General features: G+C 72.3%; 19 protein-coding genes and 1 pseudogene. 12 read left to right on the forward strand and 8 right to left on the reverse strand.

What is annotated here, in order from left to right; genetic code table 11:
- Positions 1–61: 61 nt before the first annotated feature.
- Together AB0J12_RS00495 and AB0J12_RS00500 are read left to right on the forward strand one after the other, a co-directional pair.
- Complete coding sequence (locus AB0J12_RS00495; RefSeq protein ID WP_363261880.1) at positions 62–979, forward strand: zinc-binding dehydrogenase; 918 nt, start codon at positions 62–64, stop codon at positions 977–979.
- A gap of 34 nt (positions 980–1013) precedes the next feature.
- On the forward strand, positions 1014–2873 hold the full coding sequence (locus tag AB0J12_RS00500) for a sialidase family protein (RefSeq protein WP_363261881.1): 1860 nt from the start codon (positions 1014–1016) through the stop codon (positions 2871–2873).
- Here AB0J12_RS00500 and AB0J12_RS00505 read toward each other — a convergent pair.
- On the reverse strand, positions 2823–3857 hold the full coding sequence (locus AB0J12_RS00505; RefSeq protein ID WP_363261883.1) for a bile acid:sodium symporter family protein: 1035 nt from the start codon (positions 3855–3857) through the stop codon (positions 2823–2825). The genes AB0J12_RS00500 and AB0J12_RS00505 overlap by 51 nt on opposite strands.
- A 222-nt stretch (positions 3858–4079) precedes the next feature.
- On the opposite strand from AB0J12_RS00505, the gene AB0J12_RS00510 reads away from it, so the two are divergent.
- A complete protein-coding gene (locus AB0J12_RS00510) occupies positions 4080–4961 on the forward strand; it encodes a LysR substrate-binding domain-containing protein (RefSeq protein ID WP_363261885.1) in 882 nt (293 codons plus the stop codon).
- 25 nt (positions 4962–4986) lie between these two features.
- On the opposite strand, the gene AB0J12_RS00515 is transcribed toward AB0J12_RS00510, so the two are convergent.
- Positions 4987–5967 (reverse strand): Lrp/AsnC family transcriptional regulator, encoded by a 981-nt coding sequence (locus AB0J12_RS00515; protein ID WP_363262263.1) that lies wholly within the window; start codon positions 5965–5967, stop codon positions 4987–4989.
- A gap of 121 nt (positions 5968–6088) precedes the next feature.
- On the opposite strand from AB0J12_RS00515, the gene AB0J12_RS00520 reads away from it, so the two are divergent.
- From AB0J12_RS00520 to AB0J12_RS00535, 4 genes are all read left to right on the forward strand, one after another.
- A complete protein-coding gene (locus tag AB0J12_RS00520; RefSeq protein WP_363261887.1) occupies positions 6089–7576 on the forward strand; it encodes an MFS transporter in 1488 nt (495 codons plus the stop codon).
- A 254-nt stretch (positions 7577–7830) separates the two neighbouring features.
- A complete protein-coding gene (locus AB0J12_RS00525) occupies positions 7831–9657 on the forward strand; it encodes an AMP-dependent synthetase/ligase (RefSeq protein WP_363262264.1) in 1827 nt (608 codons plus the stop codon).
- Between the two features lie 106 nt (positions 9658–9763).
- Complete coding sequence (locus AB0J12_RS00530) at positions 9764–10600, forward strand: aldo/keto reductase (protein ID WP_363261888.1); 837 nt, start codon at positions 9764–9766, stop codon at positions 10598–10600.
- A 177-nt stretch (positions 10601–10777) separates the two neighbouring features.
- Positions 10778–11494, forward strand: coding sequence for a glycoside hydrolase family 75 protein (locus tag AB0J12_RS00535; protein ID WP_363261889.1), 717 nt, complete (start codon positions 10778–10780; stop codon positions 11492–11494).
- 13 nt (positions 11495–11507) lie between these two features.
- On the opposite strand, the gene AB0J12_RS00540 is transcribed toward AB0J12_RS00535, so the two are convergent.
- Both AB0J12_RS00540 and AB0J12_RS00545 read right to left on the reverse strand, forming a co-directional pair.
- Complete coding sequence (locus tag AB0J12_RS00540; protein WP_363261890.1) at positions 11508–12209, reverse strand: SDR family NAD(P)-dependent oxidoreductase; 702 nt, start codon at positions 12207–12209, stop codon at positions 11508–11510.
- Positions 12210–12290: 81 nt separating this feature from the next.
- Positions 12291–13187 (reverse strand): class I SAM-dependent methyltransferase, encoded by an 897-nt coding sequence (locus AB0J12_RS00545; protein ID WP_363261891.1) that lies wholly within the window; start codon positions 13185–13187, stop codon positions 12291–12293.
- A gap of 134 nt (positions 13188–13321) precedes the next feature.
- Here AB0J12_RS00545 and AB0J12_RS00550 point away from each other — a divergent pair, with 134 nt between their 5' ends.
- Positions 13322–14080, forward strand: coding sequence for a phytanoyl-CoA dioxygenase family protein (locus AB0J12_RS00550; RefSeq protein WP_363262265.1), 759 nt, complete (start codon positions 13322–13324; stop codon positions 14078–14080).
- A 61-nt stretch (positions 14081–14141) separates the two neighbouring features.
- Here AB0J12_RS00550 and AB0J12_RS00555 read toward each other — a convergent pair whose 3' ends face one another.
- Both AB0J12_RS00555 and AB0J12_RS00560 read right to left on the reverse strand, forming a co-directional pair.
- Positions 14142–15875, reverse strand: a complete 1734-nt coding sequence (locus AB0J12_RS00555) for a glycoside hydrolase family 6 protein (RefSeq protein WP_363261892.1) — start codon at positions 15873–15875, stop codon at positions 14142–14144.
- A 30-nt stretch (positions 15876–15905) separates the two neighbouring features.
- Complete coding sequence (locus AB0J12_RS00560) at positions 15906–17393, reverse strand: cellulose binding domain-containing protein (protein ID WP_363261893.1); 1488 nt, start codon at positions 17391–17393, stop codon at positions 15906–15908.
- Between the two features lie 269 nt (positions 17394–17662).
- Here AB0J12_RS00560 and AB0J12_RS00565 point away from each other — a divergent pair, with 269 nt between their 5' ends.
- Complete coding sequence (locus tag AB0J12_RS00565) at positions 17663–20584, forward strand: glycoside hydrolase family 48 protein (RefSeq protein WP_363261894.1); 2922 nt, start codon at positions 17663–17665, stop codon at positions 20582–20584.
- A 351-nt stretch (positions 20585–20935) separates the two neighbouring features.
- Here AB0J12_RS00565 and AB0J12_RS00570 read toward each other — a convergent pair whose 3' ends face one another.
- Positions 20936–21679, reverse strand: coding sequence for a class I SAM-dependent methyltransferase (locus AB0J12_RS00570; protein WP_363261895.1), 744 nt, complete (start codon positions 21677–21679; stop codon positions 20936–20938).
- A 33-nt stretch (positions 21680–21712) separates the two neighbouring features.
- Positions 21713–22018, reverse strand: a complete 306-nt coding sequence (locus AB0J12_RS00575) for a 4a-hydroxytetrahydrobiopterin dehydratase (RefSeq protein WP_363261896.1) — start codon at positions 22016–22018, stop codon at positions 21713–21715.
- A gap of 156 nt (positions 22019–22174) precedes the next feature.
- Here AB0J12_RS00575 and AB0J12_RS00580 point away from each other — a divergent pair, with 156 nt between their 5' ends.
- The 3 genes and pseudogenes from AB0J12_RS00580 (at position 22175) to AB0J12_RS00590 (ending at position 24913) form a co-directional block, all read left to right on the forward strand.
- Positions 22175–23008, forward strand: coding sequence for a helix-turn-helix transcriptional regulator (locus AB0J12_RS00580; RefSeq protein WP_363261897.1), 834 nt, complete (start codon positions 22175–22177; stop codon positions 23006–23008).
- Between the two features lie 26 nt (positions 23009–23034).
- The gene (locus AB0J12_RS00585) at positions 23035–23901 is read left to right on the forward strand and encodes a helix-turn-helix transcriptional regulator (protein ID WP_363261898.1); all 867 of its coding nucleotides are present in this window, start codon (positions 23035–23037) and stop codon (positions 23899–23901) included.
- Positions 23902–24100: 199 nt separating this feature from the next.
- Positions 24101–24913, forward strand: a pseudogene (locus AB0J12_RS00590) (SAM-dependent methyltransferase).
- Positions 24914–24982: the final 69 nt, after the last annotated feature.

Below are 24982 nucleotides of genomic sequence, written 5' to 3' on the forward strand. Positions count from 1 at the left end.
CTCTATCGTTGGGGCTCCCAACGAATCCATGGGTATACCCAACGATTTCCCGGAGGTCGCCATGCGCCGCATCCGATACGACCGCCCCGGCGGCCCCCTGTTCCTGGAGGAGGCCCCCGTCCCCGCGCCCGCCCCCGGCGAGCTGCTCGTGCGCTGCGAGGCGGTCGGTGTCACGCTCCCCGTCGTCCGCAAGGTCACCGAGGCCGCGGAGCCCATCGCACTCGGCGGCGAGATCGCCGGCGAGGTCGCGGCCGTCGGCGAGGGCGTGACCCGCTGGGCGCCGGGCGACCGAGTGACCGGGCTGTGCTTCGGCCACGGTTACGCCGACTTCGCGCTGCTGCAGGGCGCCATGACCTCACCGATCCCGGACACGGCCTCGGCCGTCGACGCCGTCGCCCTGGTGCGCAGCGGCCTCGTCGCCTACGGCGCCCTGGACGCGGCGCGTCCCGAGCCGGGCGAGACGGCGCTGATCACGGCCGCCGCGAGCGGTGTCGGCCATCTCGCCGTCCAGCTGGCCCGGATACGCGGCGCGGCCCGGGTGACCGGCGCCGTCTCCGACCCGGCCAAGGCCGGCTTCGTGCGCGCGCTCGGCGCCGACGAGGTCGTCGGGTACGGCGACGACAGCTGGGGCGAGCCGGCCGACTACGCGCTGGACGCCGTCGGCGGCGAGCTGCTCACCCCGGCCCTCGCCGCTCTGGCCCCCGGCGGCCGGCTCGTGGCGTACAGCTCGGGCGGCGGGACCCTTCAGGCGTACGACCTGCTGGTGGCCGCCAAGTCGGTCATCGGGTTCCAGATGGCCCGCATCGCCCGCGGCCGGCCGGCGCTGTACGAGCAGTGGCGCGCAGAGCTGTGGCGGCTGTTCAGCGAGGGCTCCCTGAGGCCCGCCGTGCACGGCGAGTTCGCACTGGCCGACGCGGGAAAGGCCCACGAGGTGATAGAGAACCGGGCGAATCTGGGCAAAGTCGTTCTGATCCCATGATCCGCTCGGCCCGTCCGGGAGACGAACCCCCGCCATGACCCCACATCGTCGTACCCGTCTCAGCCTCCTTACGGCCGCCGTCTGCACGGCGGCCGTTCCGCTCTTGGCCACGCCCTCGCCCGCGCAGGGCCGGCACCGGCCGGAGTTCACCCAGCAGGTCCTCTTCCGGGCGGCCGGCGACTCCCCCTACGCCTGCTTCCGCATCCCGGCGCTCGTGCGGACGAACGCCGGGACCCTGCTCGCCTTCGCCGAGGCCCGGGCGCGCACCTGCGGGGACGCCGGCGACATCGACATCGTCGTCCGGCGCTCCACCGACGACGGCCGCACCTGGGGGCCCGTGACGGTCGTCAACGACGGCGGCGGCGACACGCACGGCAACCCGGCCCCCGTCGTGGACCGCACCACCGGCCGCATCCTGCTCGCCGAGACCTACAACACCGGCCGGGCCGACGCCCGCGGCTGCGCCGCCCCCTGCGAGCGCACCCCGCACCTGCAGTACAGCGACGACGACGGCCGGACGTGGTCGGTGCCGCGCGCCCTCGGCTCCGCCGTCCGGCCGCCGCAGTGGAACTCCTGGTACGCCACCGGTCCCGGGCACGGCATCCAGCTCAGCCGTGGCCCGCACGCCGGCCGGCTCGTCGTCGGCGTCAACGCGGAGAGCTGGACGGGCGGCCGGATCACCGCCAACCAGGCCGCGCTGATCGTCAGCGACGACCACGGCGCCCACTGGCGTCTGGGCGCCACCGACACCTGGCCCGTCTCCGCCGACGGCACCTTCCGGCAGAAACCGTCGGAGCTGAGCCCGGCCGAGCGCGCCGACGGTGCCCTGCTGGTCACCGGCCGGGAACAGGAGGGCACCGACCTCGGCCATCGCACCCAGGCCGTCAGCCGCGACGGCGGCGACCGCTTCGCCGCCCCTTTCCGCGCCCTGCCGGATCTGTACGCGCCGCAGGTCCAGGGAGCCGTGCTGCGGCTGGGCGGCCGTCTCCTGCTGGCCTGCCCCGGCGACCCGGACCGCAGGCACACCCTGCTGATCCGCTCCTCCTACGACGGCGGCCGTACCTGGGAGAGCGCCGACCGCGGCACGGTCGTCACCCGGGAGTGGTCCGGCTACTCCGACCTGGCCGAGGTCGCCCCCGACACCGTCGGCCTGCTGTACGAGGGCGGGACGGCCGACGCCCGCGAGGAGATCCGCTTCGCCCGCTTCACCGAGGGCCGGCTCGCCCCGCGCCGCGCCCCGGACCCGGTCACCCCCGACCTGGCCCCGTACGGCCGGCCCGCCGCGGTCCTCGGCCACCCCCGCGGGACGGCCGGCGTGCGCGGGGGCGCCCTGGCGTTCGACGGCACCGACGACGCCGTACGCCTGCCCTACCGTGCCCGGCTGCCGCTGGGCACCGGGGACTTCACCGTGTCGCTGTACTTCCGTTACACGGCGACGGCCGGGGAGCAGCCGCTCGTGTGGATGGGCGGGGTCGGCGCGTCACAGCCGCAGGTGTGGGTGGGCGGCCAGCCGGCGCGGAACCGTGTCGTGGGCCTGATCACCGTGCGGGACCGGGGCGCGGCACCGCGGACGGCGTCCGTGCGCACCAGGAGCGCGTACAACGACGGCCGGTGGCACCGCGCCGTGCTGCGCCGGGGCGCAGGCCGCCTGTCGCTGTCCGTCGACGGAGTGGAGTCCTCCGTCGCGGCTCCCCCGGGCTCGGTCAGCCGGACCTCGCCCTTCGGAGTGCACCTCGGGCAGCGCATGGACGGCAGGGCCTTCTTCACCGGAGCGCTCGACGAGGTGCGCGTCTGGGACCGCGCGCTGAGCGACGGGGAGCTGAGGCATCCGGCGGTGCCGGGCTCAGCGCAGGACACGGTCCTGTCGCTGCCCCTGGACCGGGTGAGCGGCTGAGTCGTCGCCGTTCGCCTCGGGGTCGTGGGAGCGGCGCTTGGCGATCACCGCGCACACCATCAGCTGCATCTGGTGGAAGAGCATCAGCGGCAGCACGGCCAGCGAGGCCTGCGGGCCGAACAGCACGCTCGCCATGGGCAGCCCGGACGCCAGCGACTTCTTCGACCCGGCGAACTGGATCGCGATCCGGTCCGCGCGGCCGAACCCCATCGCCTTGGCGCCGTACCAGGTCAGCAGCAACATCACCGCGAGCAGCACGGCCTCCACGACGAGCAGCCCGCCGAGCCGGACGGGGCTGACCTGGTGCCAGATGCCGCGGACCATGCCCTCGCTGAACGCGGTGTACACGACGAGCAGGATCGAACCGCGGTCGACCAGGCCGAGCACCTTCTTGTGCCGGGTGACGAAGCCGCCGATCCAGCGGCGCAGCACCTGCCCGGCGAGGAACGGCACCAGCAGCTGCAGCACGATCTGCACCACGGAGTCGGCGGAGAAGCCGCCCGCGCCGCTGCCCAGCAGACCCGCTGCCAGCAGCGGTGTGACGACGATGCCGACCAGGGAGGAGAAGGAGCCGGCGCAGATCGCGGCGGGCACGTTGCCGCGGGCGATGGAGGTGAAGGCGATGGAGGACTGGATGGTGGAGGGCACCAGGGTGAGGAACAGCAGGCCCTGGTAGAGCGGCTGGGTGAGGAAGACCGGGACCAGCCCGCGGGCGGCCAGGCCCAGCAGCGGGAAGATCACGAAGGTGCAGACCAGGACGGTGCCGTGCAGCCGCCAGTGCTTGAGGCCGTCCAGCGCCTCACGGGTGGACAGCCGGGCGCCGTACAGGAAGAACAGGAACGCGATCGCCGCCGTGGACGCACCGGAGGCGACGTCCGCGCCCGTGCCGCGCGCCGGGAACAGCGCGGCCAGCCCCACCGTGCCCAGCAACAGCACGATGTAGGGGTCGATCGGCATCCAGCTCGGCCACTGCAGGCGTTTCACGGTGCTCCACGTGCTCGGTCGTCGTACGTACGGATGGGCGTGCGGCCTCGGGCTGCGGCCCATGAACGCGGCCCCGGTTCGCCGCCATCGGCGGGCGGCCCCCGGCCCGCGGCGAGGCCCGGAAGGCCCCCTTCCATCCTGCTCCCCCGAGCCGTGATCGGGAATCCGGCATACGGCTCTGACTGCCATCACGTTTCATGATGAGCGGCTAGGGTGGCAGGCGTGTACGACCCCTCCCAGCTGCGCACCTTCCTCGCGGTCGCGCAGACGCTGAGCTTCACGCAGGCCGCGCGGCGGCTCGGCCTGCGCCAGTCGACGGTCAGCCAGCACGTGCGGCGGCTGGAGGACGCCACCGGGCGCACGCTGTTCACCCGGGACACGCACGCGGTGGAGCTGACCGAGGACGGCGAGGCGATGCTCGGCTTCGCGCGCCGGATCCTGGAGGTGCACGAGCAGGCCACGGCGTTCTTCACCGGGACCCGGCTGCGCGGCCGGCTGCGCTTCGGCGCGTCGGAGGACTTCGTGCTGACCCGGCTCCCGGAGATCCTGGAGGGCTTCCGGCACGACCATCCCGAGGTCGATCTCGAGCTGACGGTGGAGCTGTCCGGCACGCTGCACGAGCAGTTGGCGGCCGGGAAGCTGGACCTGGTGCTGGCCAAGCGGCGCCCGCAGGATCCGCGCGGAGAGCTGGTGTGGCGGGACGACCTGGTGTGGATCGGCGCGGAACGGCTGCGCCTGGACCCCGACCGGCCCGTCCCGCTGATCGTCTACCCGCCGCCGGGCATCACCCGGGCACTCGCCATGGAGGCGCTGCAGCGGGCGGGGCGCCCGTGGCGGATCGCCTGCACCAGCGGCAGCCTGAACGGCCTGATCGCGGCGGCCCGCGCGGGCCTCGGCGTGATGGCGCACTCCCGCGGCCTGGTCCCGCCCGGCCTGGTGCGCGTCCCCGACCGGGCCGGTCTGCCGGAGCTGTCGGGCGTCGACTTCGTCCTGGTGCACGGCCACCGCCGCACCTCCGCCCAGGACGCCGCCGACGCCCTCGCCGCGGCGATCCTGGCGGGCGGCGACCGCCTGCAGCGGCGCCGGCGGACCGGCGTCGGCTAGGACACCCGGGCACGCGCCGACGGGTTCAGCGGGCCGGCATGGGATACGTCAGCTGCTTGACCCGGCGCAGGAAGGGGCTGGCCTCGACGTGCTGGACGCCCGTCAGCCGGCCGAGGGGGCCGCTGAGGTAGGCGTAGAGCTCGGCGGTGTCGCGGAAGACGGCGGTGGCCGTGAGATTGGACGGGCCGGCGGTCGCGGCGGCGTGGGCGATCTGGTCGTGCGTGGCGAGCGCCTCGCCGACGGCGTGCAGGGTGGCCGGTGTGGTGGTGATCCACAGGGCGGCGGCGGTCGGGAAGCCGAAGATCTCCGAGTGGTACTCGACGTCGATGTAGACCGCCCCCGACCCCAGCAGCGCGGCGAGCCGGCGTTTGACCGCCGACTCCGAGCGGCCGGTCGCGCGCTGCAGTTCCGGGTAGCCGGCCCGGCCGTCGCGCTCGAGAACGGCCAGCAGCGGCTCGTCCGACGGTTCGATGCGGGCGGGTCCCGCGTCCGGGACCGGCTCCGGCCGCAGGGCCGCGATCTCGTCGTCCCGCAGCACGCCGAACTTGCCGAGCCAGCCCGTGGGCCCGCCGTAGAAGCGGTGCAGCATCTGGTGGGCGCGGATCTCCAGCACGCGCGGGGTGCGCGGCAGCTTGCCGAGCAGCAGGTCGTCACGGTCGCCGGCGCTGCGCGGCCGGGTGCCGAAGACGATCTCGGTGCCGCCGGAGGCGAGGCCGATCCAGTTGGTGTCGGGCCGTTTGGCGAGCGCGTCGGCGATCGTCAGAGCGGCGTCGGGGACGCAGCGCAGCCGCAGCGTCCACTGGTCCTGGCCGAGCCGCTCGGCGTCCCGGACGGCGACGACGCGCAGACCGCCCTCGGAGCACAGCCGGCGGTAGCGGCGCGCGACGGTCTGGTCGGACGCCCCGAGCACGGCGGCGAGCCGGCTGAAGGAGGCGCGCCCGTTCAGTTCCAGCGCGCACAGCAGACGCAGGTCCAGCTCATCGAAGGTGTCGGATTCCCACTCCAGCACGCCGTCTCCCGTCGGATTCCGTCACCCAGAGGGTCACTTCGCATGTGATCGTCCACGGACGGCCCATGGTACGGAACCGGGCGCAGACGCGTCCCGGTATCGGTGAGGAGTTGAGGACATGCGCACATGGGGGCCGCTGACGGCGGTGTGCCTGGGCACGTTCATGTTGTTGCTGGACGTGACGATCGCGGTCGTGGCGCTGCCGGACATGGGGCGGGCGCTGCACGCGTCGCTGAGCGATCTGCAATGGGTGATGGACGGCTACGCGCTCGCGCTGGCCGCGCTGCTGCTGGGCGTCGGAGCGGCGGCCGACGTCCTCGGGCGGCGTCGGGTGCATGTGGCCGGTGTCGTGCTGTTCGCGGTGGCGTCGCTGCTGTGCGGGCTGGCCGGCGGGCCGGGGCTGCTGGTCGCGGCCCGCTGCCTGCAGGGCGTGGGGGCGGCGGCGATGTTCGCCACCACGCTGCCCCTGCTGGGCGCGGTCTACCAGGGCCGGCAGCGGTCGGTGGCGCTCGGCGTGTGGGGCGCGGTGAGCGGCGCGGCGGCCGCGGTGGGCCCCGTGGTCGGCGGACTGCTGACCGACGGGCCGGGCTGGCGGTGGATCTTCTTCGTGAACCTGCCGGTGAGCGTGGCCTCGGTGTGGCTGACCCTGCGGGTGGTGCCGGAGTCGCACGGCGAGCGCCGGCGGCGTATCGACCTGGCCGGCACGGCGACCTTCGCCGCGTTCGCCGGGGCCCTGACCTACGGGGCGGTGCGGGCCGGGTCGCACGGCTGGACGGAGTCCGGGACGCTGCTCTCCTTCGCCCTCGCGGTGCTGGCGCTGGTGTGCTTCGTCGTGGTGGAGCTGCGGGTGGCCGACCCGCTGCTGGACCCCCGGCTGTTCCTGCGGCCCGCGTTCACGAGCGTGATGGTGGGAGCGTTCGCCTTCAACCCGGCGGCGTTCGCGGTGATGGCGTACTCCTCGATCTGGCTGCAGACGCTGCTCGGGATGAGCCCGGTGCGCGGCGGCCTGGTGTTCCTGTGGCTGTCGCTGGCCTCGTTCGTGGTGGCGGCGCTGGGCGGCCGGCTGCTGCACGGCGTGCCGGCGCGGCTCACCGTCGGCGGCGGGCTGCTGCTGATCGGCGTCGGCCAGTTCTGCTCGGCGGTGCTGAACGCGGGGTCGACGGCGACGACGCTGGTGCCGGGTCTGGTGCTGGTCGGGATCGGTACGGGTCTGGTCTCGCCGGGTATCGCGGGCGCGGCGCTGGCCGTGGTGGAGCCGCAGCGCGCCGGTATGGCGGGCGGCGCGGTCAACACCTTCCGCCAGCTCGGTTACGCGCTCGGCATCGCCGTCTTCGGCACGGTGCTGACCACGCGGCTGCGGGACACCCTGCCGCCGGACGCCGCGCACACCCTGGCCGGTGGCGGCGCGGGCGCGCTGCGCGGGGCCCTTTCCGAGCACACGCTGCGGTCCGCGTTCGCCTCGGGTCTGAACACCGCGTCGGTCGCGGCGGGTGCGGTGGCGATGATCGGCGGCGCGCTGGTGCTGACACTGGCCCGTTCACCGCGCGCCGAGCGGCCCACGGTGACGGAATCCGGGGCGCGGACGCTGACCGAAGTGAAGCGCTGACGGGAGCCCGCACCGCTCGGCGGCCCGGTCGTACAGATTCGGTGGAGATTGGGGCGCCGAAACTTACGGAACCGTCGGTTTTCTGTCCGACCCTTCCGCATGTGCGCCCATTTTCCGCCCATGACCAGCGCGGACCCCGGCGCCGCCCGCAGCCCTCGCCCCTCCCGTCCCGCCGCCGCGTGGGGTAGCTTTCACGGCGCTGCGCGGGCGCCAAGGACGAGCCGGGCGCCGGAACCGGGGAGCGGGGAGTGGGTTTGCGCGAGTACACCAACCCTCCGTTGGCGCTGACGCCGCCGGTGGGCGGTCTGGCCGACGTCGTCTTCCGGCATGCCGAGACCGATCCGCTGCACGTCGCGCTGGGCCGCAAGGACGAGGCCGGACAGTGGCGGGACGTGACCGCGGCCGAGTTCCGCGACGAGGTGCTGGCGCTGGCCAAGGGGTTGCTGGCGAGCGGCATCCGGTTCGGCGACCGGGTCGCGATCATGTCCCGTACCCGCTACGAGTGGACGCTGTTCGACTTCGCGCTGTGGACGATCGGCGCCCAGGTGGTGCCGGTGTACCCGACCTCCTCGGCCGAGCAGTGCTTCTGGATGCTGTACGACGCCGAGTGCACGGCGGCGATCGTGGAGCACGAGGACCACGCGATGACGATCGCCACCGTCATCGACCGGCTGCCGAACCTGCGCCGGCTGTATCAGCTGGACGAGGGCGCCGTGCAGGAGCTGTACGACGCGGGCGCCCACCTGGACGACGAGGTGGTGCACCGGCACCGCGAGGCGGTCACCCCGGAGTCGGTGGCCACGATCATCTACACCTCCGGCACCACCGGCCGCCCCAAGGGCTGTGTGATCTCGCACGGCAACTTCATGTACGAGGCGGACACGGTCATCGGGCGCTGGGAGCCGGTGTTCCACTCCAAGAAGGGCGACGAGGCGGCGACGCTGCTGTTCCTGCCGCTGGCGCACGTCTTCGGGCGGATGGTGCAGGTCGCGGCCATCCGCGGCAAGGTCCGCTTCGGTCACCAGCCGCAGCTGAACGCCGCGGCGCTGCTGCCTGACCTGCAGGCGTTCCGGCCGACGTTCATCCTGGCCGTGCCGTACATCTTCGAGAAGGTGTTCAACGCGGCGCGGCGCAAGGCGGAGAAGGACGGCAGGGCGGCGCCCTTCGAGAAGGCCGTCGAGGTGGCGGTGAAGTACGCCGAGGCGGTGGAGGCGAAGGCGTGGGACATCGGGCCCGGGCCTTCGGCGGGGCTGCGCATGCAGCACCAGTTCTTCGACAAGCTGGTGTACGCGAAGGTGCGCGCGGCGATGGGCGGCCGGATCCGCAACGCCATGTCCGGCGGCTCGGCCATGGACCGCCGGATGGGCCTGTTCTTCGCGGGCGCCGGTGTGCAGATCTACGAGGGATACGGCCTGACCGAGTCGACGGCCGCGGCCACCGCGAACCCGCCCGAGCGCACCCGGTACGGCACGGTGGGGCAGCCCATCCCGGGCGTGACCGTGCACATCGCCGACGACGGCGAGATCTGGCTGCGCGGCGGCAACGTCTTCCAGGGCTACCTCAACAACCCCAAGGCCACCGACCAGACCCTGCACGACGGCTGGCTGGCCACCGGAGACCTCGGCTCGCTGGACGAGGACGGCTACCTCACCATCACCGGCCGCAAGAAGGAGATCCTGGTCACCTCCGGCGGCAAGAGCGTCTCGCCGGGGGTGCTGGAGGAGCGGGTGCGCGAGCATCCGCTGGTGAACCAGTGCATCGTCGTCGGCAACGACCGCCCGTTCATCGCCGCCCTGGTCACCCTCGACCAGGAGGCCGTCGAGCACTGGCTGCAGATGCGCAACAAGCCCCGCCTCACCGCCTCGGAGCTGGTGCGCGACGCCGATCTGGAGACCGAGGTGCGCCGCGCGGTCGTGGCGGCGAACACGCTAGTCTCGCAGGCGGAGTCGATCCGCACCTTCCGCATCCTCGCCCAGCCCTTCACCGAGGAGCACGGCCTGCTCACGCCGTCGCTGAAACTGAAGCGCAAGGCGATCGAGAACGCTTACGCCCGTGAGGTGGAGGCGCTCTACCAGGTGTGAGCCGTCGCACGGCCGGCGACGGATTTCGCGGTCAGGAATGCATCGCGGCCGGTGATCGTTGACGATATGCGGAACACCTGACGGACAACCGAAGGATCAAGAGCTCGTGAGCAGCAAGGTCCCCCCGATCACCCTCAACAACGGCGTCGAGATGCCCCAGCTGGGCTTCGGCGTCTGGCAGGTGCCGGACGACGAGGCGGAGCGGGCGGTCGCCACCGCCCTGGAGGCCGGGTACCGCAGCATCGACACGGCGGCGATCTACGGCAACGAGGAGGGCACCGGCAAGGCCATCGCCGCCTCCGGACTGCCCCGCGAGGACATCTTCGTCACCACCAAGCTCTGGAACAGCGAGCAGGGCCACGACTCGACGCTGCGCGCGTTCGACACCTCGCTCGCCAAGCTCGGCCTGGACTACGTGGACCTGTACCTGATCCACTGGCCGCTGCCGTCCAAGGACGCCTACGTCGACACCTACAAGGCGTTCGAGAAGCTGCACGCCGACGGCCGCGTCCGCGCGATCGGTGTCTCCAACTTCCTGCAGCCCCACCTGGAGCGGCTCATCGCGGAGACCTCGGTCATCCCTGCGGTCAACCAGATCGAGCTGCACCCGCACCTCCAGCAGCGCGCCGCCCGCGAGTACCACGCCGAGCAGGGCATCGCCACGGAGGCCTGGTCGCCGCTCGGCTCGGGCAAGGGCATCCTGGAGATCCCGGCGATCGTCGCGATCGCCCAGAAGCACGGCCGCACCCCCGCCCAGGTGGTGCTGCGCTGGCACCTCCAGCTCGGCAACGTCGTGATCCCGAAGTCCGTGACGCCGTCGCGGATCAAGGAGAACATCGCGGTGTTCGACTTCAGCCTGGACGACGAGGACCTCGCCGCGATCAGCGCGCTCAACGAGGACCGGCGGCTGGGCCCGGACCCGGCGACGTTCGACGTGGTCTGAGCGGCACCCCGTCTCGAGGTCGCCCCGTCCCGACGTCACCTCGTCTCGGCGTCACCCCGTCCGAGGATCATTCCTCCCGATCGTCACCCGATCACCACGCCGCCCCGGCACCCGCCGTCCGGGGCGGCGTGGCGTATCCCCGGGGACCGGGCATCGGGGTGCTAGCGTCCGGGACTCGTGCACTCGTTCCCCACAGCGCGTACCCGCCCCCGCCGTCTCGCCCTCCGTGCGGCGGCGGCAGCCGTCCTCGCCGCCGGTGTCCTCCCGGCGCTCGCCGGCCGCGGTTCCGGCGCGGCCTTCGCCCACGAGGGCTCCGTCCCCGCCGCCGATCTGCTCGCCAAGGTGCGCTCCTGCAAGCAGGTGTCGCACGGCTTGTACCGCACCGACCAGGACAAGACCCCCCGCGTCCCGGTGTGCGCGGCGAAGGGCGCGGTGTTCTTCACCGCCGACATGGACGTCGACTGCGACGGCTGCCCCAGCGCCCGGTGCAGCGGGGCCACCGACCCCTCGCTCCAGGACGACACCGCCTTCCACCAGTCCAACGGCGAGCCGCTGCGCGCCGACCGGCTGCCGTTCGTCGTCGTCCCCGGCGCGAGCGACATCTGGGACTACCGTGCGGCGGGCGTACGGGGCGGTGGCGTGGCGGCGGTCATCCACGACGACCAGGTCGAGTACGCGGTCGTCGGCGACGTGGGCCCGAAGCAGATCATCGGGGAGGCGTCGTACGCCACGGCGCACGCCCTGGGCCTGGACCCCGACCCGGTGCACGGCGGCACCGACGCCCCGGTGACCTACATCCTGTTCACGGATTCCCGGGCCGCGCCCTTCGAGAGCCACAGCGCGGCGGTGACTCTCGGCGAGCAGCTGGCCCGGGACTTCCTGAAGAACAACTGAGGCGCGCCTCCCGTCAGTTGGGCTGTCCGATGGGCCGAACGACGACGGTGTTGACGTCGACCCCGGCCGGCTGGCGGATCGCCCAGACGACCGAGTCGGCGATCTGGTCGGCGGTCAGCAGACGGCCGGGCGGCAGGCTGCCGTAGGAATCCCAGAACGGCGTCTCCACCCGGCCCGGCGCGACCAGGGTCACGCCGACGCCGAACTCGGTGACCTGGCGCCGCGTGTTCTCGGCGAGCCCGGTCACCGCCCACTTGGTGGCCCCGTACAGGTTGCCCGGCGTGTTGACGAACCCGGCGACGCTGCCGACCAGCACGATCCGGCCGCGGGACTCCTTCAGCGCGTCCACGGACGCCCGGATGAGCAGCGCCGGGCCGAGCACGTTGGTCAGCACCATCTCCGTCCAGCCCGCCGGATCTCCCTCGGCGACCGTGTCGTGGGTGGCGCTGCCGGCGTTGGCGACGACGGTGTCGAGGCGGCCGTACGCCTTGAGCGTGCGCGCCACGGCGTCCTGCACGTCGGCGTACTCGGCGGCGCTGCCGGCGACCGTCAGCAGCCCCTCGGGCTCGCCCAGCCCGGCGGCGAAGTCCCGCAGCCGCTGCTCACCGCGCCCGGTGACGGTCACCCGCCAGCCGTCGTCGAGCAGCCGCCGCGCAACGGCCGCCCCGATGCCCGTGCCGCCGCCGGTGATGAGTGCGACCGGAGAGTCGGTCATGACAAGCCCCCTGAGAAGTCGTTCGTCGTGAACGAGCGGGAGTCCATCAGTTGGAGCGCACTCGATGTCAAGGACGGCCGGTCAGTACGGCCTGACCGCCGTGTGGACGGTGTGCGCGGCGAGGACGAACACGTCCGGCCGGTGGTGGACGCTCGCCGGGTCACCGGCGTCGAGGAGGCGGTCCAGGGTGGCGCGGTCCTCCGCGTCCAGGCCGTCGCCGACGGTCTCACGCAGCCGGCCGAGGGCGGTGACGACATGGGCGCGGGCCCGGTCGGGCACAGGGGCCGGGATGTCGAGCAGGAAGGTGCGGGTGCGGGTGTGCTTCAGGCCGGCCGCGGTGAGCAGCGCCGGCCAGTCCTCGGTCACGGCGACGCTGCCGGGCAGCTCGGCGCGCATGCGGGCGAAGCGGTCCTCCTGCATCGCGTCGAGCCGCGCCTGCAGACCCGGGCGGCCGAAGCCGATGTCGCGGGGCAGGTGGCGGGCCGGCAGCCCGCCCTCCAGCAGGGCCAGCGTGCCGCCGGGGGCCAGCCGCTCGGCGAAGGCGGCGAGGGCGGCGCGCTGGTCGCCGAGGTGGTGCAGGCTGCGGCTGGCCCACAGCAGGTCGGCGGGGTAGTCGAGGTCGCCCAGGGCCTCGGGCAGGTCCCCGGCCAGGGTGGCGAAGCGGTCGGCGACGCCGGTGCGCTCGGCGCGGGCCCGGGCGCGCTCCAGCAGCGGCGCGGAGCCGTCCGCGGCCAGCACGCGGGCGCCCGGGAACGCCTCGGCGAACAGGCACGACACCACGCCGGGCCCGCTGCCCGCGTCGACGATCAGCCCCGGCTCGGTCACCTCCTTCCCCAGCCAGGCCAGCGCGCGCTCGTACAGGGGCGTGAACAGCTCGGCCTCAGACTCCAGATACGCCGCCATCTCGGCCCAGTCGATGTCGGCGCCGTGGTCGTGGCCGTGGCCGTGCGGGTGGTCGTGGTGGTGCTCGTGTGCCATGGTGGTCAGCCTCTCCTCCGGATGCCGCCAGCGTGCGCCGACGCACCGCGCGGCGGCCAGCGCTGTTGCCGGGACGGCAAAAATGAGGTGCGTGCGCGGGCCGGTGAGCCCACCATGACGCGGTGGACGACGAGATGCTGACACGGTTCCTGCGGGACGGGTTCGTGAAGATCGAGGGAGCCGTCCCGCCGCGCGTCGCGCGGGACTGCGCACGGCTGCTGTGGCGGGAGACGGGCTACGACCCCGACGACCCTGGCACCTGGAAGGACCCGGTGGTGTGGGTGGGCGGGATGGCCCAGGGCCCGTTCGCCGCCGCGGCCAACACCCATGTGCTGCACGAGGCGTTCGACCTGCTGGTGGGGGTGGGCCGCTGGCAGCCCCGGTACTCGCTCGGCACCTTCCCGCTGCGCTTCCCGCACCCGGAGGAGCCGGCCGACGCCGGCTGGCACATCGAGGCGAGCTATCTGCCCGAGGGGGCCGAGCACTACCACACCAATCTGCGCTCGCGGGACCGGGCGCTGCTGATGCTGTTCCTGTTCAGCGAGGTCACCAAGGCGGACGCGCCGACCCGGATCAGGGTCGGCTCGCACCTCGACGTGCCGACCGTCCTGCAGCCGTACGGCGAGGCCGGCGCCTCCTTCCTGGAACTCGGCCCGCAAGTGGACGCGGCCTCGGCGCACCGCCCGGTGACGTACGCGACCGGGCGGCCGGGGGACGTCTACCTGTGCCATCCGTTCCTGGTGCACGCTTCCCAGCCGCACCACGGGACGCGGCCCCGGTTCCTGGCGCAGCCGCCGCTGCACCCGGCGGAACCGGTGACGCTGCAGCGGCCGGACGGCGACTACTCGGCCGTCGAGTTCGCGATCCGCCGGGGCCTGGGCGAAGAGTCCTGACCCCGGCGGTCGCACCCGGGGCCAGCTCCCCACGGCCGGCCCCGAGCGGTCACTCACCGCGCTACGGCAGCGGCGGGTAGGCGTTCTGCATCAGCTGCTGGAACTGGGCCGAGAACCAGTGCCCGGCCAGCGGCGCGTTCGGCAGCGCGCCCGAGGGGTTGTTGCCGTTGCGCGCGTTGCCTCCGTAGGTCGGGTCGCACATCCGGTCGAAGCCCTTGCCCTCGTCGTTGGAGACGGCGGAGCTGGACCCGTCGGACTCCCCCGGCGGCTTGACCCAGACGTAGGCGTCGATCCCGGCGGCGGGCGCCGCGGTGGGCCGTTCGCCGAGGCCGGCGCCGCTCTGGTTGCACCAGTTGCCGACGTGGATGCGCCGGTCGGTGCGGCTGCCGTTGACGTAGTCGTCGACGGAGGTCAGCGGGCCGGGACCGGCCGGGCGGGCGGTGCCGCCCCAGCCGTTGCGGGAGGTGTCGATCAGCATGCCGAGGTTGCTGTTGAACCCGGCCGCGACGAGCTTGTCGCGCAGCCCCTGGGCGAAGGACTGCTCGTCCACGTACTGGTTCCAGTCGACCCACTTCGACTGGCGCACGGTCTGCCCGTTGACGCTGTCGGTGACCTTGAAGTACGGCTCCTTGGTGGGGCTGTAGTTGGCGGTGTTGACGATGAACCCGGTCACGTCGTTCACGCTCGCGCCGTTGGAGGTCGCCGTCCGGTAGAACTCCTGCACGGAGGGGCCGATGTTGGTGTCCCAGCCGAGCCAGCCGTGGTGACCGGCGTCGATGTAGTTGTAGACGTTCGGGATGGCGCCGAGCTTGTCCAGCGCGTAGCCGACGCCCTTCTCGTAGTTGCCGTTGGACTTCATGGTCACGCAGGCGTCGGTGGTGGTGTTGGTGCCACCGGCGTTGGTGACCAGGTTGGGCAGGGAGTCGGGTTCGATGACGGTGGCGATCCGCAGGCCCGCGTACTTCGCGTCGGACAGGATCGAGGCGATCGGGTCGATGTACTGGGTCTTGTACTTGTCGATGTCGTTCGGGCCGAGTTCGCCGTTGGAGGCGAAGGCGGCGCAGTCCCGGCCGGGCAGGTCGTAGATGACCAGCTGGACGACGAGGTCGCCGGATCCCTTCTGCTTCAGCGCCTCGTCGAGGTGGGCGCGCAGGCCCATGCCGCCGTTCACGCCGTTGATGGCGGCGATCCGGTCCAGCCAGACGTAGGTGGGCTGGTTGGCGACACGGCTGCCGCCCGGTTCGGCCGCGGCCAGCGCCGACCATTCGGGGTTGACGTACACCTTGGCGCCGGCGTAGGGGTTGTCGGCCTTGCCCGACGGGTCGGTGGGGGTGGGCGTCGGGATGGTCGGGTCGGGGGTCGGCGTGCCGCCTGTGCCGCCGACGTTGCAGGTGACGCCGTCGAGGGTGAAGGTGGCGGGGACCGCGTTGGTGCCGCTGTAGGAGGCCTGGAAGCCGAAGCTCGCCGAACCGCCGGTGGGCAGCGATCCGTTGTAGGACTCGTTTGCGGCGGTGACGGCGGTGCCGGACTGGGTGACCTTCGTGTTCCAGGCGTTGCCGATCTTCTGGTTGCCGCCGTAGGTCCACTTCAGCGACCAGCCCGACTTGGCGGCGCCGTTGTTGGTGACGGTGACGGCGGCGGTGAAGCCGGTGTCCCACTGGTTCTGCACGGTGTAGCCGACGGTGCAGGCGGGAGCGGCGGCCGCGGCCCCGGCGGGCACGGCCGTCAGCGCGGCCGCTCCGGACCCGGCGGTCAGCGCGAGGGCGGCGATCAGGGACAGTCTCGTACGACTCATGGCTGCGGGTTTCCTTGTCGCTAGCGGGAGTTACGGGTTGAGGGCGCGCAGATGGTCACGCAGCCCGGTGCCGTAAGCGGTGGGGGTGCCGTCGTAGGCGGAGATGAGCGAGGGACCCGAGGAGCAGTCCCAGGTGTTCCAGGTCCAGCCGAGGTAGGACAGGCCGCGGTCGTCGAACCACTTCATGACCCGGTCGACGAAGGAGTGGGCGCAGGTGTTCTCGCCGATCTCCCCGGCGATCAGGGGAACTTGGGCGGCGACCGGGGCGAGCGTGGAGTCCCAGCAGCTCTCACTGGAGCAGGTGTTGAAGTTGTACACGTGGTACGCAGCGGCCAGATTGCCCGCCGGGTCGGTGGGTTTGTACGTCAGCCACTGGCTCAGGTCGTTGGAGTAGGCCAGGCCGCCCAGCATGATCACGTTCTTGGCGCCGGTGGCGCGCACCGCGTCGACCAGGTCCTGCATGCCGGCGACCTCGTAGCCGATCCCCGGGCAGGTGCCGCCGTCCCGCCAGCACTGCCAGGCCTGGGCGGTGGCGGACGTGGCGCGGTCCGGGTAGGGCTCGTTGAACAGGTCGAGCACGACGGCCGGGTCGTCCTTGAAGGTGCTCGCGACCGACGACCAGAACGACGGGGAGTACTGCGCGTCCGGCATCGGCTTCTGGCAGGTGGCGTGCACATCGGAGCAACCCGCCGAGTTGCCGGTGTACTGCCCGTACGTCCAGTGCAGTTCGACGATCGGCGTCATGCCGTGCGCCTTGACCCGGCCCACCAGCTCCTTGACGGCGCTGATGTAGGCGGCGCCCGCGTACTCCGGCTTGACGTTGGCCAGGCCGAGCCAGCACTCCTCGTTGAGGGGGATGCGCACGGCGTCGGCCTTCCAGCCGGCGATCGCCTTGATCGCGGCGTCGTCGACCGGGCCGTCCCAGATGCCGTAGCCCTGGACGCACATGAACTCGCCGCCGGAGCGGTTCACGCCGAGCAGCCGGCGCGCCCTGCCGTCGGCGTCGACGAGCTTGTTGCCCTGGACGTGCAGGGCGGGTGCGCCGCCCCCGGAGGGCGGCGGGTCGGTGGGGCCCGGGTCGGTCGGGCCCGGGGTGGGTTCCGTGTCGACGTTGCAGGTGGTGCCGTTGAGCTTGAAGCCGGCCGGCACGGCGTTGGTGCCGGAGAACGAGCCGAGGAAGCCGGCGCTGACGCTCGCGCCGGTGGCGAGCGAACCGTTCCAGCTCTCGTTGGCCGCGGTGACGGTCGTGCCGGACTGGGACCACTCGGCGTTCCAGCCCTGGGTGACCTTCTGGGTACCGGGGAAGTCGAAGGTCAGCCGCCAACTGCTCAGCGCGGCCGTGTTGTTGGTGACCTGCACGGCGCCCTGGAAGCCGGTGTCCCACTGGCCGGTGACGGAGTACTCCACCGTGCACGCCGGCGCGGCGGCCTGCGCCGTGACGACCGGCACGAGCGCGGTGGTGAGCAGGGCGCTCGCGCCGCCGACGGCTAAAAGTACTGAACGCGGGGGGTGTCTCATCGAGCGACTCCTTGCAGTTCGGGCACGTGCTGGCACACGCGCCGACTGGTGGAACCGCTCCCACTGGTGCGATGGAAGGTAGCGGGAAGTGACGGAGAAGGCCATAGGAGTCACGGGACTTTTCGAAAGGCGGGCCGTCGAACTTTTTCGACTCTTCACGTCTCTTGACCCTCCGTCACCCCATCCTCACTATGGGAGCGCTCCCACTGGTTCAAGCCTTGACTTCTCCCGAGCCCGTACACCCCGAGCCGCAAGGAGGAACCAGCACCATGCATCCCCCACCCCGACGCGGACGCAGAGCCGTACGGCGGCTGTGGACCGCCGCCGCCGCGGCCTTGGCGCTGCCCTTGTCGATGCTGGCGAGCGGCGCGACGACCGCGCACGCTGCCGCGCTCCAGTGCAGCGTCGACTACAAGACCAACGACTGGGGCTCCGGCTTCACCGCGGACCTGACGCTCACCAACCGTGGCACCGAGGCCCTCGACGGCTGGACCCTGACGTACGCCTACTCCGGCAACCAGAAGCTGACGAACGGCTGGAACGGCACCTGGAGCCAGTCCGGCCAGACGGTGACCGTCAAGAACGCCTCGTACAACGGCACGATCGCCGCCGGCGCGGGGACCAGCACCGGCGCGCAGTTCACCTACAGCGGCACCAACACCGCGCCGACGTCGTTCGCGGTCAACGGCACGCCCTGCACCGGCGCGCACCGGCCACCGGTCGCCGTGCTGACCAGCCCGGCGGCGGGCGCGGTCTACACGCAAGGGGACGCCGTCCCCCTCGCGGCGACCGCGGCCGCGGCGGACAACGCGTCCATCGGCAAGGTGGAGTTCTACGACGACACCACGCTGCTGGGCACGGACACGACCGCGCCGTACACGCTCTCCGCCTCCGGCTTGACCGTGGGCAGCCATTCCCTGGTGGCGAAGGCGTACGACAGCCTGGGCGCGTCGGCGTCCTCCACGCCCGTCGGCATCACGGTCGCCGCGGGACCGTCCGTGGTCGCCTCCACCCACCAGCTGGCGGTGCAGCAGGGCACGACGGCCTCGTACGAGCTGAAGCTGTCCACCCAGCCCAGCTCCGACGTCACCGTCGCCACCGCGCGGGCGAGCGGCAACAGCGGCCTGAGCGTCTCCGGCGGCGCCTCGCTCACCTTCACCCCGGCCAACTGGTCCACGCCGCAGAAGGTGACGGTCACCGCGGACGCCTCCGGGACCGGCGCGGCGGCCTTCGAGTCCACCGCCCCCGGGCTGGCGAAGGCGTCGGTGACGGTCACGCAGATCGCCGCGGCCAAGGAGTACGACGCCCGCTTCCTGGACCTGTACGGGAAGATCACCAACCCGGCGAACGGCTACTTCTCGCCCGAGGGCATCCCCTACCACTCGGTCGAGACGCTGATCGTGGAGGCCCCCGACCAGGGCCACGAGACGACGTCCGAGGCGTACAGCTACCTGCTGTGGCTCCAGGCGATGTACGGCAAGGTGACGGGCGACTGGTCGAAGTTCAACGGCGCCTGGGATCTCATGGAGAAGTACATGATCCCCACCCACGCCGACCAGCCGACCAACTCCTTCTACAACGCCTCCAAGCCGGCCACCTACGCGCCCGAGTACGACACCCCCGACGAGTACCCGGCGAAGCTGGACACCTCGGTGCCGGTGGGTTCGGACCCGATCGCCGGTGAGCTGAAGAGCGCCTACGGCACGGACGACGTGTACGGCATGCACTGGATCCAGGACGTCGACAACGTCTACGGCTACGGCAACGAGCCCGGCACGTGCGAGGCCGGACCGGCGGCCACCGGCCCGTCGTACATCAACACCTTCCAGCGCGGCCCGCAGGAGTCCGTGTGGGAGACCGTCCCGCAGCCCACCTGTGACGCCTTCAAGTACGGCGGCAAGAACGGCTACCTGGATCTGTTCACCGGCGACTCCTCCTACGCCAAGCAGTGGAAGTACACCGACGCCCCGGACGCCGACGCGCGTGCGGTGCAGGCCGCCTACTGGGCGGACGTGTGGGCCAGGCAGCAGGGCAAGGGCACGGCGGTGTCCGGCACGGTCGCCAAGGCCGCCAAGATGGGCGACTACCTGCGCTACGCGATGTACGACAAGTACTTCAAGAAGATCGGCAACTGTGTCGGTCCGTCCGCCTGCCCGGCCGGCAGCGGCAAGGACGCCTCGCACTACCTGCTGTCCTGGTACTACGCGTGGGGCGGCGCCACCGACACCTCGGCCGGCTGGGCCTGGCGCATCGGCTCCAGCCATGTGCACGGCGGCTACCAGAACCCGCTCGCCGCGTACGCGCTCAGCTCCTACGCCGACCTGAAGCCCAAGTCGGCCACGGGCGCGGGCGACTGGGCCAAGTCCCTCGACCGGCAGCTGGAGTTCTACCGCTGGCTGCAGTCCTCGGAGGGCGGTATCGCGGGCGGAGCGACCAACAGCTGGGCGGGCCGGTACGCCACCCCGCCGGCCGGCACGCCGACCTTCTACGGCATGTACTACGACCCGGCGCCCGTCTACCACGACCCGCCGTCCAACCAGTGGTTCGGCTTCCAGGCGTGGTCGATGGAGCGCGTCGCCGAGTACTACCAGCAGACGGGCAGCACGGCCGCGAAGACGGTCCTCGACAAGTGGGTGAAGTGGGCGCTGTCCAAGACCACGGTCAACCCGGACGGCACGTACCTCATCCCCTCCACGCTCCAGTGGACCGGGCAGCCGGACACCTGGAACGCGTCGAGTCCCGGCGCCAACACGGGACTGCACGTCACCGTCGCCGACTACACCGACGACGTCGGTGTGGCCGCCGCCTACGCCAAGAGTCTGACGTACTACGCCGCCAAGTCCGGTGACACACAGGCGAAGACGACGGCGAAGGCGCTGCTCGACGGCATGTGGAAGAACTACCGGGACGCGCTCGGTGTGGCCGTTCCGGAGACCCGCGCCGACTACAGCCGGTTCGACGACAGCGTGTACGTGCCGAGCGGCTGGAGCGGCACGATGCCGAACGGCGACAGGATCGACTCCGCGTCGACGTTCGCCTCCCTGCGGTCCTTCTACAAGAACGACCCGGCCTGGTCGAAGATCGAGGCCTATCTGAAGGGCGGCGCGGCGCCGGTGTTCACGTACCACAGGTTCTGGGCCCAGGCGGACATCGCACTCGCCATGGGTTCGTACGCGGAGCTCCTCGAATAGTCCCCGCTCTCCGCGTACACGCCGGGCGGCCCCGACCTCCCTGGGGCCGCCCGGTTCTCTCACGCCCTCCCCGACGTCATCGTCCAGCACGACACCGGTCCGCACCCGGGAGGCCCTGCACCGGCTCGCCGACGACCTCGGCCTGGACTGGTCGGAGGAGATCGACGAGCCGGACGCTCACGGCGCGTAGAGCGCGGCCGTGGCGGTCAGCGCGGCCAGGACGGCGGCGGTACGGCTTCTGCGGTGTCGGGTGCGCGGGTGCGGGTGCGGGTGGTCCATACGGTCCTCCTACGGGGGGAGCCGACAGGTGCCACCCGCTGGTCGCCGCCGGCGAAGGGAAGGTTGCCGGGTCTACGCCGGCTTGCGGAACGCGCGCAGCGTGAACTCCGGGTCGGGGCGGGGCCGGTCCTGGTCCGGCAGCTCGGCGAGCCGGGCCGCGTAGCGCTCGGTGAGCGGCCGGCCGGGCGGCAGCGTGACGAACCAGCCGCGGCGCAGGTCGGCGATCGTACGGCGCGGACTGCGGCCTTGACCGCGTCCGGTGAACCGGGCCCGGCCCGCCGGGACCAGGCCGTGCTCGACGGCGTACTTCTGGACCTGGTCGGAGGCGTCGCGGGCCTCGCTGGGCGGCCGGGAGGCGAGGACGGCGTCGATGTCGCTGCCCACGTTGTGCGCGGCGGCCTTGTCGACCGTAGTGACGTACACCCCGCCGGGTGCGAGGACCCGGGCGCACTCGGCGACGACGGCGCGCACATCCTCGGGTGTGTCCAGCAGGTGCAGCAGCCACACGCCGGCGACCGCGTCGAACGCGGCGCGCGCGAAGGGCAGGCGGCGCGTGTCGGCGCGTATGACGGCGCCGGGCAGACGGGCGGCCGCGTGCCGGGTCATGGTGTGCGCCAGGTCGGCGCCGGTGACGGCGAGGCCCGGGCGGGCGGCGGACAGCCGGCGTGTGACAATGCCGGTGCCGCAGGCGACGTCGAGCATCCGGCGGGCGGTCGGCGGTACGAGGCTCAGCACGGCGTCCGCCGCCGCGGCCGCGCGGGGTTCGCCGCCGCGCAGGGCGTCGTAGCGCTCCGCTTCCTTGTCGTAGTCCAGCACCGCCCGCTCCCCCCTCGTCCGCGTGTGTGCCGGTCAGTCGGCCCCGTGGCCTGCGGCCAGGTCCTGGACGCGGCGTGCCAGCTCGAAGTCGAGCGCGGTGACCGCGCCGCCGGCGCTGTGTGTGCTCACCGTGAGGGAGACGGTGTTGTAGCCGAGGGTCAGGTCGGAGTGGTGGTTCAGCTCGTCCTGCACCTGGGCGATGTGGATGACCATCGCGGTCGCCGCGAAGTGGGAGGCCAGCCGGTAGGAGCGGGCGAGGCGGTCCCCGTCGAGGGACCAGCCGGGCAGCTCGGCCAGCCGGTCCTCGATCTCCTTCTGCGACAGCGGTTCGACGGCCATGCCGGGCTCCCTTCAGCGGTGTCGCGTACGCGTCCAGCCTGCCACAACGCGGCGCGGCGAGCGCCGGTCGACGCGGTGCGTCCGGCGAACTCCACCGGGCAGCCGAGTGCGTCCCCGAGCGCCCCGCCCCGGCGGACCTCGGCTACCGTCCTCCCCATGACCCCTGTCGCCTCCGGCACCACCGTCTCCGCCGGCGCCCCCACCGGCCAGGGCATCGGCCCGCTGTTGCGGGCCTGGCGGGTGCGGCGGCGGATCAGTCAGCTGGAGCTGGCGCTGCGCGCCGACTCCTCCGCCCGGCACATCTCCTTCATCGAGACGGGCCGCTCCCGGCCGAGCGAGGAGATGGTGCTGCGGCTGGCGGAGCACCTGGAGGTGCCGGTGCGGGAGATCAACGCGCTGCTGCTGGCGGCCGGTTACGCCCCGCGCTACCGGCAGACCCCGCTGGACGACCCGGCGCTCGGTGCGCTGCGGGACGGCATGGAGCGCCTGATCCAGGGCTACGAGCCGTATCCGGCGCTGGTGGTGGACGGGCTGTACACGGTTCAAGCGGCGAATCGGGGCATCATGATGTTCCTGGACGGGGTGGAGGAGCAGTTGCTCGAACCGCCGTTGAACGCGATGCGGTTGACACTGCACCCTCGGGGCATGGCGCCGCGCATCCGGAACCTGCGCGAGTGGCGCGGCCATCTGCTGGCGCAGATGGAACGGCAGATCGCGCTGCAGCGCTCGGAGGAACTGCGGGAGCTGTACGCGGAAGTGGCGGCCTACCCGGTGCCCGAGGCGTCCGCGGCGGACACCGACCCGGAGGAGCCCTACCCGTACTTCGCGCTGCCGCTGCGGATCGAGCACGAGGGCCGGGTGCTGTCGTTCATCTCGTCGATCTCCACGTTCAACACGCCGATGGACATCACGGTCGCCGAGCTGGCGATCGAGACGTTCCTCCCGGCCGACCCCGCCACGGTGAAGTACCTTCATTCACTGGGTGATTGACGAGACACGGCACTGCGGAGGACGGCGTGAGTGAGCGGCGGCCCGCGCCCACGGTGGGCCAGGTGGTGCTCGGCAGGCGGTTGCAGGAGCTGCGGGAGGCGGCCGGTCTCAAACGCGAGGAGGCCGCGCAGGTGCTGCGGGTGGCCGCGGCGACCGTGCGGCGGATGGAGACGGCCGAGGTCGCGCTGAAGATCCCGTATGTGCAGGTGCTGCTGCAGACGTACGGCGTCGGTGCCACGGAGGTCGCCGAGTTCGTGGCGCTGGCCGAGGAGGCCAACCGGCCCGGCTGGTGGCAGCGCTTCCACGATGTGCTGCCGGACTGGTTCAGCCTGTTCGTCAGCCTGGAGGGTGCGGCGCGGCTGATGCGCTCCTACGAGCCGCACTTCGTGCCGGGCCTGCTGCAGACGGAGGGCTACGCGCGTGCCGTGCTGGAGTCCGGCACGATCGGGCGGCGCAGCCCTCAGGCCACGGAGCGGCATGTGACGCTGCGCATGGAGCGGCAGCGGCTGCTGGAGCGCGCGGACGCCCCGCATCTGTGGGTGGTCATGGACGAGACGGTGCTGCTGCGCCCGGTGGGTGACGACCCGGCGGTCATGCGGGAGCAATTGGAGAAACTGCTGGAGTTCGGCGAGCGCGACAAGGTCACGCTGCAGGTCGCCGAGTTCGCCTCCGGCCCGCACCCGGGGACGTACGCGCCGTTCTCCCTGTTCCGCTTCGCGGAGCCGGAGCTGCCCGACATGGTGGTCTCCGAGTACCTCAGCGGCGCGCTGTACCTGGACTCCCGCTCGGAGGTGTCGGTGCATCTGGAGGTGCTCGACCATCTGACGACGCACGCCGCGTCGGCCGAGCGCACGAAGAAGATCCTCACACACCACCGTGACCGACTGAGCTAGGTCCTGTCGTTCGGATCAGGCCGGCTATGAGGTGCGGTAGCTCTGGGTCGACCCGAGCGGGGCCCGGTGCGTGCAGCTGCAAGGCGGAGCAGGGAGTCGACGCGGAGCGTCGGGGACCGACGACAACGCCGCAGATGGGCGTGCCAGGCCCCACGACGCCGGAGTGATCCGAACGACAGGGCCTAGGAGAGCCCCGAGCATGACCGGATCCGACACCGCGGCGTCCCGCATCGACACCAGCCGGCCGCACCCGGCCCGGGTGTACGACTGGTGGCTGGGCGGCAAGGACAACTACCCGGTGGACGAGGAGCTGGCCCGCCGGATCCTCGCCGTCGACGGCACCGTGGTGCGCGGCGCCCGCGCCAATCGCCAGTTCATGCACCGGGCCGTGCGCACGGTGGCCGAGGCGGGCGTCCGCCAGTTCCTGGACATCGGCACCGGCATCCCGACCGAGCCCAACCTGCACCAGGTCGCGCAGGGCGTGGCTCCGGAGGCGAAGGTGGTGTACGCGGACAACGACCCGATCGTGCTGCGGCACGCCGAGGTGCTGCTGCGCGGCACGGCGGAGGGCTCCACGGACTATGTGCACGCCGACGTCCGGGACGTGGACACACTGCTCGCCCGGGCCGCCGAGTCGCTGGACCTGGACCGGCCGGTCGCGCTGTCGCTGGTCGCCCTCACCCACTACCTGTGCGCGGACCCCGCCGGGACGACGTCCACGGCCTGGTCAAGCGGTACGTCGACGCGCTCGCCCCGGGCAGCCATCTGATCCTGTCCCAGTCACCCCGGACCTGAACCCGGAGGCGATCGAGAAGGCCGCCGAGAACTTCCGGCGCAGCGGCACCCGTTCTTCCCGCGCCCGCTCGCCGAGTTCTCCCGCTTCTTCGACGGGCTGGAGCTGCTGGGCCCGGGGGTGATCCCGGTGACCGGCTGGCGCCCGGAGCCGGTGGACGTGGCCGTCCAGGCGGAGGGCATCGTCCCGGTGTACGCGGGGGTCGCCCGCAAGCCCTGACGGATGCGCCCGCGCCGCCTGCCTCACGCGGACCCAGCTCGCCGTACCGGTCCCGCTGACCCGTACGGA

This window comes from Streptomyces sp. NPDC049915, from assembly GCF_040656475.1.
In the GTDB taxonomy this organism is placed as follows: Bacteria; Actinomycetota; Actinomycetes; order Streptomycetales; family Streptomycetaceae; genus Streptomyces.

Bases quoted from the DNA above. Each gene is read 5' to 3' on its own strand.
- AB0J12_RS00495 (WP_363261880.1), top strand. From the start codon at position 62: ATGCGCCGCATCCGATACGACCGCCCCGGCGGCCCCCTGTTCCTGGAG.
- AB0J12_RS00500 (WP_363261881.1), top strand. From the start codon at position 1,014: ATGACCCCACATCGTCGTACCCGTCTCAGCCTCCTTACGGCCGCCGTC.
- AB0J12_RS00520 (WP_363261887.1), top strand. From the start codon at position 6,089: ATGCGCACATGGGGGCCGCTGACGGCGGTGTGCCTGGGCACGTTCATG.
- AB0J12_RS00540 (WP_363261890.1), bottom strand. From the start codon at position 12,209: ATGACCGACTCTCCGGTCGCACTCATCACCGGCGGCGGCACGGGCATC.
- AB0J12_RS00545 (WP_363261891.1), bottom strand. From the start codon at position 13,187: ATGGCACACGAGCACCACCACGACCACCCGCACGGCCACGGCCACGAC.
- AB0J12_RS00550 (WP_363262265.1), top strand. From the start codon at position 13,322: ATGCTGACACGGTTCCTGCGGGACGGGTTCGTGAAGATCGAGGGAGCC.
- AB0J12_RS00555 (WP_363261892.1), bottom strand. From the start codon at position 15,875: ATGAGTCGTACGAGACTGTCCCTGATCGCCGCCCTCGCGCTGACCGCC.
- AB0J12_RS00560 (WP_363261893.1), bottom strand. From the start codon at position 17,393: ATGAGACACCCCCCGCGTTCAGTACTTTTAGCCGTCGGCGGCGCGAGC.
- AB0J12_RS00565 (WP_363261894.1), top strand. From the start codon at position 17,663: ATGCATCCCCCACCCCGACGCGGACGCAGAGCCGTACGGCGGCTGTGG.
- AB0J12_RS00575 (WP_363261896.1), bottom strand. From the start codon at position 22,018: ATGGCCGTCGAACCGCTGTCGCAGAAGGAGATCGAGGACCGGCTGGCC.
- AB0J12_RS00580 (WP_363261897.1), top strand. From the start codon at position 22,175: ATGACCCCTGTCGCCTCCGGCACCACCGTCTCCGCCGGCGCCCCCACC.